This window comes from Pseudoalteromonas sp. JSTW (assembly GCF_013423925.1).
In the GTDB taxonomy this organism is placed as follows: domain Bacteria; phylum Pseudomonadota; class Gammaproteobacteria; order Enterobacterales; family Alteromonadaceae; genus Pseudoalteromonas; species Pseudoalteromonas lipolytica.
Window position 1 is genome coordinate 1,234,622 of sequence record NZ_CP058972.1, and the last position, 15,698, is coordinate 1,250,319.

A 15,698-nucleotide genomic window follows, 5' to 3' on the forward strand; every position below is an offset into this window, starting at 1 on the left:
TTATCTGTTACGCTTATGAAAATCAATAAAATAGGCATCAGAGTGAACGCAATTAAGGTATTTGCAGTATTGCTGCTGGGATGTATTTTTTCGACAAAAAATATGGCCGCAACTCAACATATAAATCTTGTTAAGCCAGTGGTTGCGGCATTTAAAGCGGGTGATAAAGACACCATCGCAGAGCGTGTTCATTATCCGCTAAAGCGTAAAGCCCCCTTAGAAGCTATTAAAAACAAGCACATGCTGATAGCGCGCTTTGATGAGGTTTTTGATAAAGCGTTCGTTGAAAAAATCACGACCTCCAATATTCGCCACGATTGGCAAATGATGGGCTGGCGGGGCATTATGTTTGACTCGGGTAAATTGTGGCTTGATTTTGATGGTTCAATTTGGGCTGTTCCCTATGAATCAGAAGCAGAAAAAACACGGCGTGAAGCGCTTATTGCAAAGCAAAAACAACGCCTGCATGAAAGTCTTCGCGAATTTACACAGCCGATACTAACTTGGAAGACAAAAAAGCATTTAATACGTATTGATGAATTGGCAGAAAATCAATACCGCTATGCAGCATGGGACATCACGCAAACAATGGCGGATGAACCACGCATTGTGATAACAAATGGCACGTTAAGCTTTGATGGCAGTGGCGGTAACCATTTTTATACGTTTATGAATAACGGCTACCGCTATGTGTGTCATGTTATTGTGCTAGGTACTGAGCAATCACCAGCGGGGCAATTAGAAGTATTTAAAAATGGGGCACAGGTTTTGTCTGAGCCTGCTTTGGATTTTTAGGTGTTTTTGCTTATTTTGCACTACGCTTACTCTTTTAAAGGAGTAAGTTATGAGTACAAAATTTTGGATTTTAAGAGCCATTAGAATTTTCACGCTGGTGGCTATTTTATTATTTATGGTAGAAATCCTTAAAGGTCACGACACACAAAGTGCATTAAGTTTTGCGCTACTTTGGTCATTTATTGCAACGGCAATTTTTATCGCAACCCGTTTATATCACTCATCAAAAGGGCGACATTGTGCATTGTGTAATGACACCCCAGATGATAAAAAAGCGAATTAACCTAGGTTGTTAACAAATACACCGCCCCATACCAGCGCACAAATCGTAAGAGCAATAAGTACAGCTGCTGACCCCAAGTCTTTGGCTAGGCCTGATAATGGATGAATTTCAAGGCCTATGCGGTCTATTGCAGCTTCAATTGCCGTATTGACCACTTCAGCAAACATCACAAATAACACAGATACAAGCAGCATGATTTTCTCATACAGGGTAATTTGCCAGACAAAAACCACGGCTATGGCAAGGACTAACAGTATCAGCTCTTGTTTAAAAGCAGACTCATGCTTTGCTAACCACGTGAATGCACGTTGGGAATTTTTAAATGCTAGGCGAATACGTTTAATGCCTATTGGTTTGTTAGTGCTATCAAATTGCATCGTATGAAATCTCTATTTCGTTAGCTTTGTTTTGAGCAAGTATAAAAAATGTCTTGCTCAGGGTTATATTTAGTACTTCCGACATGAGTTAAGCCAAGTAGGGTGTCAAAAATGTTATCGTGCGAAAAAGCATGGTTACGCTGTTGTTCAATACATTGGTTAAAGCGGCTATCGGCTAGTTTATTACTCCAAAATAGCATAGGCACTTGGGTTTGCTCTTTAGGCGCTAATGCGTATGGGAAGCCATGTAAATACAAACCTTTTTCACCTAACGACTCACCATGATCAGAGACATATAACAGTGATTTATCATCCGCCTTACTGTCTTTAAGCAAGTTGATTAGTTTACTCAGCACTAAGTCGGTATAAGCAATGGTATTGTCATAGGTGTTTGTGAGTTGCTCGCTGCTACAATTTTGGATATCGCTACGTGGGCAGTCAGGCAAAAATTTAGTCTCTTTTTCTGGATAGCGGCGATAGTAGGTTGGCCCATGCGAGCCAATCATGTGTAGCACGACTAGTTGGTGCGTCGCATGACTCTTGGCAAGTGTTGCAGCTAACTCTTCAACGAGTACTTCATCAAAACAGTAATGGCCATCACACTGTGTATTTATTTTATTTGGTTCGATAGTCTTAGACTTAACGCGAACACAAACGCCTTTACAGCTGCTGTTATTGTCAATCCAAGTGACTTCAACACCACTTCGCTGGATTAGATCAAGCACATTTTCTTGGCTCTGCGCAAGCCGGGAATCGTATTCATTTCTATCTAAACGCGAGAACATACAAGGCACAGAAATGGCTGTTGCGGTGCCACATGAGCTGACATCGCTGAAGTATTTCACACCGAGTTTTGGTGTATATGGATTCGTTTTCTTGTCATAACCTTGCAGTGAAAAGTTAGCTGCTCTGGCTGTTTCGCCTACCACCATAATGGTGAGTGAGCTTTGCTGCTTAGCCAATAAATGCGGTGTTTTATCTAATACTTTAAATGGTAAAGGCGGGTAAAAATAATTATCGCGCAAGTACTTATAGCTTGCGGTGTAAAATGCAAAAGGAGTTATGTAACTTGTTAGCTGGCGGTTATTACGCCCTACAGAGGCATAATCTTTATAAAATGGCACAGCAATAACGGCTACAGCAATACACGCTGTGACGTTGAGAAACGCAAAGCTTTTTAGGCGAACACGAAAGTTTCCGACAATTTTAAAGCGAGAAAACAAATAGGCTGGGAGCACCCCAAGCACACCAATAAAAGCGATGACTTGTACATTTAGGTATGAAAATGCCTCACCTGAATTTGTTTCTAAGACATTTTGCAACATGCTTTTATCAAAGATAACACCGTAATTTAAGGTTGCATAAAACAACAGTGACGAAACTACGATGCTTGTTAAAAGCACGGGTTTTACAAAGGTGATTAACGATAACCAACTCAATACCATTGCCGTCAGTGCTAATAAGAAAAAAGGTACGCTTGCTATAAATAACCAATTGATATGTTCAGGTTTGCTGGCAGCTTCAAGCATGTTAAATAAAAACAGGCCATTAAATGCTATAACCAAGTAAAACGACACCAGCCAGACAAATTGGCTGTAGCTAACGTGCCATTTTTTAGTAAGGAGTTGTTTAATTTGCATGCTCATAATCATTCCTCATCGCTACGGTTTAATTGGTAAGCGATACAACTGTTCGGTATAAGCTAAATTGCTAAATAAGACGTGAGCTAAGGCTTTTTTGGCAAGCTCAACGCTGCTATCTGCGTTATCGATGGCAACTTGGGTTTTACTAGCAGGGTCATAGCGCCAATAGCTCACTTTTTGGTTTGGCATCAGGATCACGGCTTCACCATTTTCTACGTAAGCAAAGTTGTCGTAGTACTGCATCATGGCGCGCTCTACGGGGTATTGTTTTGTTAAGTCGTAGCCGATCATTGGGGTCGCTTGTTCAACACCTAATAACGATAACAAGGTTACCGGTAAATCCATTTGGCTTACTAAGCGAGTATCACGCTTTGCTTTCATATCACTGTTTAAAATGACAGCAGGAATATGGAAAGATTTAAGCGGCACAGGCTCTGAGCCAAACACGCGCACATCATGATCAGCAACCACTAAAAATACCGTGTCTTGCCAGTAATCTTGTGTTTTGGCTTTTGCGATGAATTTACCTAGCGCGTAGTCAGCGTATTTAATTGCGAGATCGCGTTTGTAGTTTTGAGGGTCGTGGCCTTCAGGCAGTGTTACCTTACCTTCTGGAATATCAAAGGGATCGTGATTACTTGAAGTAAACACAAGGCTGAAAAAAGGTTTGCCCGCTTTATTTAGCTCGTTTAGCTCTTTATCAGCTTGATTGAATAAGTCTTCGTCGCTTACTCCCCAAGATGAGATAAACTCTGGGCTTTGTATGTCATTAATATCTACAATATCGCGAAAGCCATTGCCTAAGAAAAAGCTTTTCATGTTATCGAAGTGACTTTCTCCGCCATAAATAAATTGGGTGGTATAACCTGTGCGTGCCAGTACATCGGCAAGTGAAAAGAAGTTATGCTGTGACTTTGATAGCTTTACTACTGAGCGAGAAGGTGAGGGGATAAAACCGGTTGTTACAGCTTCAATTCCTCGGACAGAACGTGTACCCGTTGCATATAAATTGTTAAATCCCCAACCTTCTTTATACAGCTTATCAAGGTGTGGTGTAACACCAATGCCACCTAACTCCCCGACAAAACGAGCACCTAAGCTCTCTTCTAAAATGATCACTAAGTTCTTTTTACTTTTATGGTTAAACGCTGTGTTAACAGCAAGCGTTGGGATTGCCTCAATGGTGAACTGTGAGCGATATGATGCTTTTTTAACGGTGTCGATAATGTCACTGCGTGGCATGGTGCCATATAGACTAATGGCATTCTTTTCATTACCCATATTTTTTAAAGCAAACGCTACACTGTAGGGTGAGTTGAGCACCAGTGAATTAACCAGCGAGTCACCCGAAAAATACACTAATGCCGGATTTAGAGGGCGATGACTTACAGTACCTCTTGCGCTAATTAAACAAATTATTAAGGTGGTAACGAGTATTACCACTTGGCTAGCCTTTTTAGTGTTTTGTTGTTTACTAAATGCTGCATTTATAAAGCGATACGCAAACACACAACTTAGTGTTGCAATAATTAAGGTGCTTATCATAGCCAGCTGATGGCCATTTAACAGCATAGAGAATACTTCTTGAGGGTAATCTAGGTATTCGACAAACAAGCGATTTGGTCGCACATCGTATTGGTTAATAAATGCGGGTGTCGAAGCCTCAACAACCACGATTACAGTTACGACTAGGCTGCTATAAAGAGTAAAAGCATGTTGAAATAAAGCGGTTTTACTGCGCAAAAACACGTTAGCAAGTAACATCAAAACGGCTAAAGCTGATAGGTAACCTAGGCTACTCAAATCGATTCTCAGGCCACCAATTAGCACAGCTATGCTATCACCATCAACAAGCCGTTGCTGCTGCCATAACAGTAAGCCAATTCTCGACAGCATAAAAACTGTCATTAATAATAAGGTAAAACGAAACAAAGGTTTTAAAACGGAGAGTTTTGCTGTCATAGTCGTACTTTCTTAATCGAAACTACGGCAATAGTAGGAAGCAAAACTTAAGAAATCCTTATGGTAATCTTAATATTTTCTAAACCAGAAAAACTTCAGTAAATCTTAAGTGAATCTTAAGTTTGGTGCTGTAACCTGATGAGGTAGAAGAGTTTTTACTTATTTGAGTAACATATGAAATTGTTAATTATTGAAGATTCAGTGTCATTAAGACGTAGTCTACGAGTTGGCCTTGAAAACTTAGGTTTTACCATTGATGAAACTGGCGATGGCGCTGAAGGACTTAGTATGGCAATGACAGGAGAGTACGAATTAATAGTACTCGACATTATGTTACCCAGTATTGATGGTATTACGTTATTACAAACCATAAGAGCAAAGCAGCTCGATGTGCGTGTGCTCATTTTATCTGCCAAGCAAGAACCTGAAGACAAAGTGAAAGGGCTGCTGACTGGGGCCGATGACTACCTAACAAAACCATTTTCGTTTGATGAGCTTCATGCAAGGTTATTAAACTTGATGCGTCGCGGTGGCTTGAAAACAATCAGTGATGTGATCCGCATCGATAACTTGGCTTTGAACTTACAATTAAAACTGTTGCAAGTCGGTGACACTGTAATCGACCTTACGCCCAACGAATACAAAATTGTTGAGTGCTTATTTAGTAATCAAAATAAAGTGATTACATCAGAAAAGTTAAGTACTTATATTGCAGGGCAATATGACTTAGTTTCGAAAAACTCTATTGAGGCGCATTTATCATCAGCACGTAAAAAGGTCAGAGCGGCAGGTGGTGAGTTACCTATTCAAACCAAGCGTGGTTTTGGTTACATAATTCAAGGAAGGTGATGAAATCAATTCGCAGTAAATTAGTTTTTACTCTATCCATAGCGATAACAGGGCTTGTTTTAGGTATTTTATTAGCCACAGATATTGCAGTCGATAATTGGATTGATAATGAGTTTAACCGTGGCTTACACTCAAAAGCTGGCATGCTGATGACTTTGGTACATGAAGATGAAGAAGGGGTGGCTTTTAATTTCTCGAGTGAATTTATGCCAGAGTTTGATGGGCAGTTTGAGCCTGAGTATTTTCAGATTTGGACTGAGGAGGGAGTGTTTACACGCTCACAAAGCCTTAATTTATTTGCTTTGAAGAACCTTAAGTTTGAAGAGTTAAAATTGGGTGAAGCGAAAATAATGACCACCCAGCTACCGGATGGTCGTGACGGACGAATCATTTATACTCGTTTTCAGCCGCAACTTGACTCGCACTCACATAGGAATTTTTATAATGGAGTGAGTAGACCACATCACAGCACGCTTACTTTGGCCTATGCCGCGTCTTCTGAAGAAGTTGATTTTATTTTGTGGTTAATTGACGTTATTTTTATTGTAACCACAGTGACAGTCATTGTTTTTATTCGGCTCTTTGTACGTAAATCGGTCGACAGTTCTTTAGCGCCACTGAATAAACTCAATCGTGATATTAGTCGGCTTAGTATCGCAGATAAAAATGCAATAATTGTCGTTGAAGAACCAGTTAAAGAGCTGCAGCCGATTGTAAATAGCTTGAATGCCTTTATTAAAGAAAATAGGCAGCTGTACTTTCGCGAAAAACGTTTAACGTCAGACATCGCTCACGAACTAAAAACCCCCATTGCTGAGCTAATCAACATGGCCGAAGTGGCCATTCGTTTTCCTGATGAAAAAGAATTTGAAGCCGATTTTAAACCCGAGGTACTGAAAATTAGCCAACGGTTAAAAAGCATTGTGTCGAACCTATTGCTACTGCATAAATACAGTAATGAAGCCTTACCAAAACAAGATGCTTGCGATTTAAATCAGGTCATAATGCGTACCTTAGAAAGGTGCGATCTAGAGCGAGTTGAATTTGCACTTCAAGAAGATATCCCAGCTATTGTTAGTAACCTATTTGCACTTGAATCAATCATCATCAATCTTGTGAATAACGCTAAACAATACAGCCCAGAAAAGAGTGTAGTGACTGTAAGTACGCTCCTTAATAAAGAGGGTAAGTTGCAATTATCTGTTTCTAATGAATTAAAAATACCCTTAACCGATGAAGATATTAGCCAGTTATTTGATCCACTGTGGCAAAAAGACAGTGCCAGAACATCCAGCGATAATTTTGGTCTTGGATTATCGATTGTCAAAGCGTTAAGCACATCGATAAACGCCGAACTTAACGTTGAGTTAAATAAGGAATTTATTACCTTTAGTTTGAAATTAAAGTGAAATTTTGCAGCGTGTGTATTTATGTGCAACACTGAAAGTGAACAACAATAAGGAATAATAACTATGGGTAAAATTATTGGTATCGCACTTATCGTGATTGGTGTTGCACTTGCTGTATGGGGTTATAACGTTTATGACTCGGCCAGTGCTCAAGTAAGTCGTACGTTTAGTGGCGACACACCAATCGAAGCATGGCTTGGTATGGTGGGTGGGGCAATCTGCGCCATTGTGGGAATTTATAAAGTAAAATAAGCAACCACATGTTGAAATAAGCAAGCTAATACCTGATACTGTATTTATATACAGTTGTGGTGTTAGCTATGCAAAAACAATTACCGCTAAAATATTATTTAAATCACTTTTTTGAATTAGCTGAGTTTATTCAGGCGCAATGCAAAACGTTGCTAACTCCTGAACAACAGCAATTTATCGTTAAGTTAACCCAGCTCGACGAACAAAGCTTGTGCACTTTGTTACGTATCTATTCGCGAAAACCAAGACTTGTCGCGCTTTCATCGCTTAATTACGAAGAAATCCCAAACCTACACGGCGCTATTTTTAAACTGAAGCAGTTCGCGCTGGTGGCTCACCCTAGGGTTGATGATCTTGATTTGGTACTTGCTCATTTAACGAAACCTGAGCTTGTTGCATTGCTTGCCGATGACGCACTTTTTAAAACCCCTGTTACGTTTAAAAAGTCGGCCAGTAAAGGGGTTTTACTGGCACTGTGTAAACAACATATTGACCGAGAGGCGAATGCGCTTGAGCAGTTATGTGGAGAGTTTGTTGTTAATAGCCGAGCAGAATATTACGAGTACTTTGAGTTTTTATACAGCGGTCGCTTAAGTGCAGGTGATATAAACCATCAAAACCGCTTTGTTATGCGTGATTTAGGGATAGCGAAGGTGCGTAATGATGTTGGTGAAACGCGGTCACGTTTTAATACTCTTGAAGAAGCACAGACTCATTACCAATTAAATCAATGCCGCATGCAGTTTAAGGCATGCGAGATGCCTGAACAATATCGTCATTTAGCCAATGAACTGTTACAGATAAACTGTACTGACGATTTAGCGCACAGTATTAAAAATAAACTGCTTATTCGCTTATTTAAGCAATTTAAAGAGGCTGATTTGGCTTATTCATGCACACTTTTAGATAATTGCACTGGTAGCAGTGAAGCACAAGAACTGGCTATTCGTGTACGTTATAAACAAGGTGATACTGAATGGGTACAGCAAACGTTAGAAGCAATTATTAACGACCCCATCGACGACGGCATTTTGTATTTTGCTGAAGATTTCTTACAACGAAAATACAACAAGCAGCAGCGCTCTCGGTTAACGCAAATGCTCAGTAATACTGAGTGTCAGTTAGAGATTGACGATATTTATCGTGGCGATGTTGAGCAAGGAGTCTGTGAGTATTATCAACAGCAGGGACATACGGTATTTTTTACTGAAAATAATCTGTGGTTGAGTTTATTTGCGTTGACGTTTTGGCAAGAACTGTTTGTGGATACACCGTACCCACCGTGCAATGAGTTTGATATTTACCCGCATGTTTTATTAGCCGATTGTTTTTACGCTTCGCAGCAGGCAGATATTGAGCAAAAACTGGCAACGTTCACCCATAATGATTGTATTTATAAGCAGGTTTGCAAAAGTGCAGCGCAGTTTTACGATACGCCAACGGGGTTGTTTCAATGGCACAGTGATATTCTTGAGCCTTTAAAAGTGCTTATTCAGCACAGCGAACTTGAGAGTTTAAAAGCGCATTTATTGCAAATGACAAAAACTTTTAAACAACTCAAAGATGGCTACCCAGACTTAATGGTACTGAAAGACACTGGCTTGTGCTTTGAAGAAGTGAAAGCCCCTGGTGATAAACTCAGACGCAATCAGCTGGTGAGTATTGATATATTAAAACAGCATGGCTTTACCGTGAACATTGTTGCGGTAAATTGGTTTAATGATCCTAACCGTATATACAGTGTGGTTGACATTGAAACCACGGGTGGGGTGCAAGGTAATAATAAAATAACCGAAATTGCCGTGGTGCAGCTACAAGCCGGCGAAGTGATTAAGCAGTGGGCAAGTTTAATTAATCCAGAGCGAAGTATACCGCCATTTATCACCAAGTTGACCGGCATTAATGCCGCCATGGTGCGCGATGCCCCTTGTTTTGCTGATATAGCCGATACGCTCAGAGAGCTCTTAAAAGGGTCGGTATTTGTGGCTCATAATGTGAATTTTGATTACAGTTTTATTCGTAAAGAATACGCCGCAATCGCCCAGACCTTTAAAATGCCTAAATTGTGTACGGTGGTTGAGTCGCGAAAAGCATTTCCGAAACTTCCCTCATACTCGCTTGGTAATTTAGCTGCGCATTTTGAACTGAATTTAACGAATCATCACCGTGCGCTGGCTGATGCTACCGCCACAGCCCAGTTGTTAAAACTTATTCAGCAAACACAATCAAAAAAGGCGAGTTAAACTCGCCTTTTATCATTTTGCGTTTGCGGTTATTCGTACTCAATAGGGTCTGTTACGTTATTAAGTGCGAAGGCTTCTAAACGCTCTTGGCATGCACCACATTTACCACAGGCTTTGTCGCGGCCGTTGTAGCAGGTCCATGTTTGGCTGTAATCAAGGCCCATTTTTAAACCATCTGTCAAAATATCGATTTTCGTATTGTTTAAATAAGGGCTGAAAATTTCAACGGCGTCGTAGTTTGCAATACGGCATACATCATCCATTTTTTTAACGAACTCTGGACGACAATCTGGGTAAATTGCATGGTCACCTGAATGAGCACCGTAATACACTTTGCTGGCTTTTAGCGACACTGCGTAGCCAACAGCCAGTGATAATAAAATCATGTTACGGTTTGGCACGATCGTGCTCTTCATGCTCTCTTCTTCGTAATGACCTTCTGGCACGTCTATATCGTCGGTTAACGACGAGCCGCCAATCAGTTGATTAATCGCAGAAATATCAACGATTTTATGAGGAACACCAAGCTTTTCACACACTTGAGCCGCCACTTTAAGCTCTTTGACATGACGCTGGCCGTAGTCGAACGACAGGGCATACACTTCGTGGCCTTGCTGCAGGGCTTTATTTAATACGGTAAATGAGTCCATACCGCCGGAATAAATAACAACTACTTTTTGCGTCATAACTGTTTTGCTCATACTTTTGATAGAGGTTTACTTCAGGGCGCGATATACTACACGGCTCGGGCCTAAATAACAATTTTTGCCCGCGATTTTGGTTTTTAGGCGGCCAATTTTTACTGTCCGTCGCGTCGTAAGTGAGATGTCTTTTGTACAAAATTAACGAAGTGTTTGAAACAATTCAAGGTGAAGCAAGTTTTACGGGTACACCTTCAATCTTTTTACGTTTGCAAGGCTGCCCTGTGGGCTGTGCTTGGTGTGATACAAAACAAACATGGGACGTTGATAATGTGTATAGGGTGTCGCTTGATGACACGGTCGAAAAAAAAGCGGACTCTGATCATTGGGCCGAAGCCTCTGCAGAGCAAATATTAGCGCTATTTAAAGAACGCGGTTACAACGCAAAGCATGTGGTGATCACCGGTGGTGAACCTTGCATGTATGACTTAAACCCAGTGTGTGAGCTATTACATGCAAACGGTTATTCTACGCAAATAGAAACCAGCGGCACATTCGAGATTTTAGTCCCTGAACAAACGTGGGTGACGGTTTCACCAAAAATTAATATGCGCGGCGGTTACAAAGTACTGCGCAGTGCAATGCAACGCGCCGATGAAATTAAACACCCAGTGGCCATGCAAAAGCATGTCGAAGAGCTTGAAGATTTGTTTTTAAAAACAGGCGTGAATCCGCGTTTAGTTTACCTTCAACCCATCAGCCAAAAAACATCAGCGACTAAACTGGCCATTGAAACCTGTATTGCAAAGAACTGGCGTTTATCAGTGCAAGTGCATAAGTATTTGGGAATTAGTTAAACAGATAATTTTTGTGTAGAAACAAAAAAAGCGTTGCACTGAAGTGACCCCCAATAGTTGGCAACGCTTTTTTACTATGTTCTCGTAACTCGTAACTCGTAACTCGTAACTCGTAACTATTTATTCTGCGCTAAATAATCAAGCACAACCTGATGATGATCTTTGGTTTTAAACTTATCAAACACGTGCTTGATTTTACCATCTTGGCCTACTAAAAAGCTGATGCGGTGAATACCTTCGTACTCTTTACCCATAAACTTTTTATAGCCCCAAATACCGAATGCATCGGCAATGGCGTGATCTTCATCGGCTAATAGATCAAAGTTAAGCTCTTTCTTTGTTTCAAAATTCTTTAGTCGTTTGATTGGATCAGGGCTAATACCAACAACGTGCGTATTGAACTTAGCAAGCTCTGCTTTTTCATCACGAAGGTTTTCAGCTTGCACTGTACAACCAGGAGTTGATGCTTTAGGGTAAAAATAAACCAGTACTTGCTGCTCTTTTAAAAGATCAGCTAAGACAACGGTTTCGTCGTTTTGGTTTTGTAAACTAAAAGCAGGGGCTGTGTCGCCAGCTTGTAGTGGATTAATTTTCTTCATGCTTTGCTCCTTAGCGAATGCGTCTGAATATATAGTCTACGTTCAAACTACGAGAAAGATCTTCAAAGCTCACTTTAAAGTGATCAATATCGACTTCTACAGGGATATTAAACTCTAGTTCGCAGCGCATTTTAAGTTCGTCATTCTCTTCATAGGTATCTGATTTAAGAGAACAAATACTGATATGATTGTCAGCAAAAAAGCGCGTTACTTTGCTTAGTGTTCCCGGTGTGTCAATACCTGTGTATTCGAGGGTGTAACCAGCACAAAATTCACACGCAACATGACTTGCTGTGCGTTTCATCATGGTTAATAAGCCAAGCTCCATGCCTTTTGTAGGCAATGTATGCTCAATGCGGCTAATTGCTGACATATCGCCAGCCAATAACATGATAAAGGTAAATTCGTTGCCCAAAATAGCAATGCGACTGTCAATTATATTGCAATGGCAATCACTCACTAACTGAGTCAATTCGCTAACGATACCGGGTCTATCTTCGCCAATCGCAGTGAGCACTATCTGATGATTTGTAAAAACAGTCATGGAATTTTAAGTACCTAGTAATTAATAATACCAATAGATATAAGCCAGAATAAGCCTTGATTTCACGTGAGTTTAATAACGCACGGCGGCAAAGTTTAACATAATTTACTCAGTTAACGATAGCGACGATTAATTAAGCCGTGAATAAAGTGCGCTCTTTCTTGTTTTTAGGGGCATCAGAAAGTACCATAGTTAAAATTTTGCAAGGTGATAAGCAAACACATACGTTACGCTAACCCAAACCATTCGGGTTTTTTGCATAAAATAAAAAATGTAAAGTTAAAAGTGATTTTACAGTGAACCAAATCGGCATTACCCACTCATATATTTGTTAAAAAAATTAAGGGTTTGCTAAGGAGAAATATCTGTGCAGTATTGGATCTCAAAGGCGCTTGCTGTAAGCGTATTGGTAAGTTTAACTGGGTGCGGTGTATTTACCGATGAAGCACACCATAAACGTAATTATCGTGCTAACGAACCGGTTAAAGCGCCTGAAGGACTTGCGCAACCAGCTCAAGATCCGACTTATAAAATGGAAGTGGCTCAGTACGACAATAATCCTGAAGCGAGAAATTATCGTCCACCGGCGCAAGTGATCACCATTGCACAAGGTAGCTGGGTTGAAGAAGGCGATAAAGACGCACGTGTTTATTTTGATAAAAATGACGGTATCGTTGATTTAGATGAATTTATTTGGGATTCCGTTCACGCGGTACTGAATGAGAGTAATACCCGTGCCGTTAAAGAAGATAAGTTATTAGGCAGCATAGAAACTGATTGGTACACAATCATCAAGCCTGAAGATAGCTGGTTTTGGGAAAGCGAAACGGAAGTGTCACAGCAGCGTTTTCTTTTTACAATTGAAGAGAAATCGCATCAACGTACAGCATCTTTAAATGCAAAACTGGTTGATTATAAAAGTGACTCACAAGAATTAACACCGCTTCTACAACAACAATTAGAAGTGCGTGCTTTAAACCAAGTAATCGCTGAGTTTGACTATCGTTATCGTCAACTTGAGGTTGAAATGCGTAAACAACAAGGCATTATTTCGCTTGAAATGGGCTTTGATAACAAAGGTAACGCCGCATTAGTTACTGAGCAAGATTACTTTGTTGTGTTTGATCGTTTTTCTGGTTTCTTAGAGCGTTTATCTTTCACCATTGTTGAAATTGATCAAGAGCGCGGTTTGATCACGGCTGATTACAAAAAGCCAGAGTCAAGCGTGTGGGATTCTATTTGGGGTGAAGAGCTTGCAGAACTGCCTATTGAAGATGGCCAATACCAAATTCTTGTTAGTCGTACCAATGAAGGTGGCACAAGCCTGACTTGGATGGACTCAGAAGGCAATACACTTGAGCCGGGTACAATGAATGACCTACAACAAGCATTAGAAAATGCGCTGCGCCAACGCGGCATCAATATTTAATAATTAAAAAAGTTAAAACCACCACAAAAAGAGCCTAGCCGCTCTTTTTGTGGTTTTTACAGGTTGAAAATATGTCTAACTTAAACGCTGCAAACCGCAGTAACTTGCGAACTTTGTTTACCTTTTTCGTTCCTTCACTTATAGGTGTCTTCTTGTTTATGACGCCGGTACCCATAGGTGAAGCAATGACAATTCCAATTGCTGTTATGGCAAAAGCTGTGCAGGAGTGGATTGCGCCATTTGCATTGGGGTTAATTACCACAATTGTGTGTATCACAGGTGTTATGTCGTTAATAATAAAGTTTTTTAAGCCAAGAGCGCTGTTAAAAATATTTATTATTAAACATTTGTTTGATGTAAGTTGGCTGTGGTTGACTGTGCGTTTGCTCGGTATGGTATTTATTATATTAACGTACACGAAGCAAGGTCCCGAAATGATTATTTCGGGTGATACAGGGGCATTAGTTTTAAACGACCTCCTGCCGGTACTTTTTTCGGTGTTTATTTTAGCGGGTTTACTGCTGCCATTATTACTCAACTTTGGTTTGTTGGAGCTTGTTGGTACGTTACTGACAAAGGTGATGCGCCCTTTATTTGGTGTACCAGGACGAAGCGCAGTTAACTGCGTAGCGTCGTGGCTTGGTGATGGTAGTGTCGGTATTTTAATGACCGCACGCCAATATGAAGACAAGCATTATACACAACGTGAAGCTGCGATTATTGGTACCACATTTTCTGCGGTATCAATTACTTTTTGTTTGGTTGTTATTGGCCAAGTAAAATTAGAACACTTGTTTGCTCCATTCTATTTGACCGTGTGTTTAGCGGGTTTTGTTGCCGCTTTAATTGTTCCGCGTTTACCGCCTTTACGTTTTAAGAAAGATTTGTATGTTGACGGCACAGAACCCGACAAGCATGCAGAGTCGGTGCCAGAAGGGAAAACTCTTGTTACGCATTCTCTCGATGTTGCTTTAGCTAAAGCACGCACAGCTCCAGGCGTTGTAGGCACGCTTAAAGAAGGCTTACACAACGCATTTGACATGGTTTTTGCTGTATTACCCGTAGTGATGGCTGTGGGTACATTTGCCCTGATTATCGCTGAATACACTGCCATTTTTGAATACATGGGCAAACCATTTGTGCCATTTTTAGAATTACTGCAGGTCCCTGAAGCAGAAGCAGCGGCGCAAACTATTATGGTGGGTTTTGCCGATATGTTTATACCGTCAATATTAGCGGCGGGAAACATTGAGAGCGATGTCACCCGTTTCATTATTGCTGCTATGAGTGTCACGCAGTTAATTTACATGTCAGAAGTAGGGGCATTGTTATTAGGCAGCAAAATCCCGGTGAATATCGTTGAATTGTTTTTAATTTTTATTTTAAGAACATTGGTGACGCTGCCGGTCATTGTATTGATGGCGCATTGGTTAGTGTAAACTCGTTAGCGCATAATCAAAAAGCCCTGATCAATCAGGGCTTTTTTGATCATTTTCGTCTTTTTTTTCGGGCTTTTTAAAGTCCATTTTTGCTGCATGTTTTAATAAAGCAAGGTTGCCAATGACAACCCCAAACACGGCCACGACGATTGCAATTTTTTGCCAGGTTTCCATAGTACACTCAGCTAATTCATCAACCTAGATAGTAGCACTTATATCAATCCGCAAAAATACTTAATCATTTTGAGTGTTCAAACCAGTCGCTACCTGCGTTAAAAATGTCTGATTTACGACTGCATGGATGCAGGAGCAATTGCCGAGAACAACTAAATAACTAAATTTTTGCCTTGTTATCAACGCGGTTTTATTACCTCAA

Annotated in this window: 16 protein-coding genes; 9 read left to right on the plus strand and 7 right to left on the minus strand. The window is 40.5% G+C overall.

What is annotated here, in order from left to right:
• The first annotated feature begins 42 nt into the window (after positions 1-42).
• Positions 43-795, plus strand: coding sequence for a hypothetical protein (locus tag GZH31_RS05700; protein ID WP_083633678.1), 753 nt, complete (start codon positions 43-45; stop codon positions 793-795).
• Positions 796-844: 49 nt separating this feature from the next.
• The gene (locus tag GZH31_RS05705; RefSeq protein ID WP_118844150.1) at positions 845-1,078 is read left to right on the plus strand and encodes a hypothetical protein; all 234 of its coding nucleotides are present in this window, start codon (positions 845-847) and stop codon (positions 1,076-1,078) included.
• Here the strand turns inward: GZH31_RS05705 and GZH31_RS05710 are convergent.
• From GZH31_RS05710 to GZH31_RS05720, 3 genes are read right to left on the minus strand one after another with little or no spacing between them, the layout of a single operon-like run.
• Positions 1,075-1,455 carry a diacylglycerol kinase gene (locus GZH31_RS05710; RefSeq protein ID WP_075594281.1) on the minus strand — a complete coding sequence of 127 codons (381 nt, stop codon included), beginning with the start codon at positions 1,453-1,455 and terminating at the stop codon, positions 1,075-1,077. The genes GZH31_RS05705 and GZH31_RS05710 overlap by 4 nt on opposite strands.
• Before the next feature lie 20 nt (positions 1,456-1,475).
• Complete coding sequence (locus GZH31_RS05715) at positions 1,476-3,101, minus strand: phosphoethanolamine transferase (protein WP_257473681.1); 1,626 nt, start codon at positions 3,099-3,101, stop codon at positions 1,476-1,478.
• A gap of 15 nt (positions 3,102-3,116) precedes the next feature.
• A complete protein-coding gene (locus GZH31_RS05720) occupies positions 3,117-5,060 on the minus strand; it encodes an LTA synthase family protein (protein WP_180311465.1) in 1,944 nt (647 codons plus the stop codon).
• 174 nt (positions 5,061-5,234) lie between these two features.
• On the opposite strand from GZH31_RS05720, the gene GZH31_RS05725 reads away from it, so the two are divergent.
• From GZH31_RS05725 to GZH31_RS05740, 4 genes are all read left to right on the plus strand, one after another.
• Positions 5,235-5,909: a response regulator transcription factor gene (locus GZH31_RS05725; RefSeq protein WP_036969661.1), complete on the plus strand. Its 675-nt coding sequence runs from the start codon at positions 5,235-5,237 to the stop codon at positions 5,907-5,909.
• The gene (locus GZH31_RS05730) at positions 5,909-7,318 is read left to right on the plus strand and encodes a cell wall metabolism sensor histidine kinase WalK (protein ID WP_180311466.1); all 1,410 of its coding nucleotides are present in this window, start codon (positions 5,909-5,911) and stop codon (positions 7,316-7,318) included. The genes GZH31_RS05725 and GZH31_RS05730 overlap by 1 nt, the downstream gene beginning before the upstream one ends.
• A 63-nt stretch (positions 7,319-7,381) precedes the next feature.
• A complete protein-coding gene (locus GZH31_RS05735) occupies positions 7,382-7,570 on the plus strand; it encodes a DUF3185 family protein (RefSeq protein WP_065979772.1) in 189 nt (62 codons plus the stop codon).
• Positions 7,571-7,638: 68 nt separating this feature from the next.
• Positions 7,639-9,813: an exonuclease domain-containing protein gene (locus tag GZH31_RS05740; RefSeq protein ID WP_180311467.1), complete on the plus strand. Its 2,175-nt coding sequence runs from the start codon at positions 7,639-7,641 to the stop codon at positions 9,811-9,813.
• A gap of 29 nt (positions 9,814-9,842) precedes the next feature.
• Here the strand turns inward: GZH31_RS05740 and queC are convergent, their stop codons facing one another.
• A complete protein-coding gene (queC, locus tag GZH31_RS05745) occupies positions 9,843-10,499 on the minus strand; it encodes a 7-cyano-7-deazaguanine synthase QueC (protein WP_065979774.1) in 657 nt (218 codons plus the stop codon).
• Positions 10,500-10,645: 146 nt separating this feature from the next.
• Between queC and queE the strand changes: the two genes are divergently transcribed.
• Positions 10,646-11,311, plus strand: coding sequence for a 7-carboxy-7-deazaguanine synthase QueE (gene queE, locus GZH31_RS05750; protein ID WP_036969649.1), 666 nt, complete (start codon positions 10,646-10,648; stop codon positions 11,309-11,311).
• Positions 11,312-11,427: 116 nt separating this feature from the next.
• Here queE and bcp read toward each other — a convergent pair whose 3' ends face one another.
• Together bcp and GZH31_RS05760 are read right to left on the minus strand one after the other, a co-directional pair.
• Complete coding sequence (gene bcp, locus GZH31_RS05755) at positions 11,428-11,910, minus strand: thioredoxin-dependent thiol peroxidase (protein ID WP_036969646.1); 483 nt, start codon at positions 11,908-11,910, stop codon at positions 11,428-11,430.
• A 10-nt stretch (positions 11,911-11,920) separates the two neighbouring features.
• The gene (locus tag GZH31_RS05760; RefSeq protein ID WP_036969643.1) at positions 11,921-12,454 is read right to left on the minus strand and encodes a glycine cleavage system protein R; all 534 of its coding nucleotides are present in this window, start codon (positions 12,452-12,454) and stop codon (positions 11,921-11,923) included.
• 367 nt (positions 12,455-12,821) lie between these two features.
• Here GZH31_RS05760 and bamC point away from each other — a divergent pair, with 367 nt between their 5' ends.
• Together bamC and GZH31_RS05770 are read left to right on the plus strand one after the other, a co-directional pair.
• A complete protein-coding gene (bamC, locus tag GZH31_RS05765) occupies positions 12,822-13,883 on the plus strand; it encodes an outer membrane protein assembly factor BamC (protein ID WP_065979776.1) in 1,062 nt (353 codons plus the stop codon).
• Between the two features lie 71 nt (positions 13,884-13,954).
• Positions 13,955-15,322, plus strand: a complete 1,368-nt coding sequence (locus GZH31_RS05770; RefSeq protein ID WP_180311468.1) for a YjiH family protein — start codon at positions 13,955-13,957, stop codon at positions 15,320-15,322.
• Between the two features lie 30 nt (positions 15,323-15,352).
• Here GZH31_RS05770 and GZH31_RS05775 read toward each other — a convergent pair whose 3' ends face one another.
• Positions 15,353-15,496: a DUF2897 family protein gene (locus GZH31_RS05775; protein ID WP_074988602.1), complete on the minus strand. Its 144-nt coding sequence runs from the start codon at positions 15,494-15,496 to the stop codon at positions 15,353-15,355.
• Positions 15,497-15,698 lie beyond the last annotated feature (202 nt).

What these genes read in the sequence shown, in the direction of transcription:
- GZH31_RS05705 (WP_118844150.1), top strand. Translation starts at nt 845, where the DNA reads ATGAGTACAAAATTTTGGATTTTAAGAGCCATTAGAATTTTCACGCTG.
- GZH31_RS05710 (WP_075594281.1), bottom strand. Translation starts at nt 1,455, where the DNA reads ATGCAATTTGATAGCACTAACAAACCAATAGGCATTAAACGTATTCGC.
- GZH31_RS05715 (WP_257473681.1), bottom strand. Translation starts at nt 3,101, where the DNA reads ATGAGCATGCAAATTAAACAACTCCTTACTAAAAAATGGCACGTTAGC.
- GZH31_RS05720 (WP_180311465.1), bottom strand. Translation starts at nt 5,060, where the DNA reads ATGACAGCAAAACTCTCCGTTTTAAAACCTTTGTTTCGTTTTACCTTA.
- GZH31_RS05725 (WP_036969661.1), top strand. Translation starts at nt 5,235, where the DNA reads ATGAAATTGTTAATTATTGAAGATTCAGTGTCATTAAGACGTAGTCTA.
- GZH31_RS05730 (WP_180311466.1), top strand. Translation starts at nt 5,909, where the DNA reads ATGAAATCAATTCGCAGTAAATTAGTTTTTACTCTATCCATAGCGATA.
- GZH31_RS05735 (WP_065979772.1), top strand. Translation starts at nt 7,382, where the DNA reads ATGGGTAAAATTATTGGTATCGCACTTATCGTGATTGGTGTTGCACTT.
- GZH31_RS05740 (WP_180311467.1), top strand. Translation starts at nt 7,639, where the DNA reads ATGCAAAAACAATTACCGCTAAAATATTATTTAAATCACTTTTTTGAA.
- queC (WP_065979774.1), bottom strand. Translation starts at nt 10,499, where the DNA reads ATGACGCAAAAAGTAGTTGTTATTTATTCCGGCGGTATGGACTCATTT.
- bcp (WP_036969646.1), bottom strand. Translation starts at nt 11,910, where the DNA reads ATGAAGAAAATTAATCCACTACAAGCTGGCGACACAGCCCCTGCTTTT.
- GZH31_RS05760 (WP_036969643.1), bottom strand. Translation starts at nt 12,454, where the DNA reads ATGACTGTTTTTACAAATCATCAGATAGTGCTCACTGCGATTGGCGAA.
- GZH31_RS05770 (WP_180311468.1), top strand. Translation starts at nt 13,955, where the DNA reads ATGTCTAACTTAAACGCTGCAAACCGCAGTAACTTGCGAACTTTGTTT.
- GZH31_RS05775 (WP_074988602.1), bottom strand. Translation starts at nt 15,496, where the DNA reads ATGGAAACCTGGCAAAAAATTGCAATCGTCGTGGCCGTGTTTGGGGTT.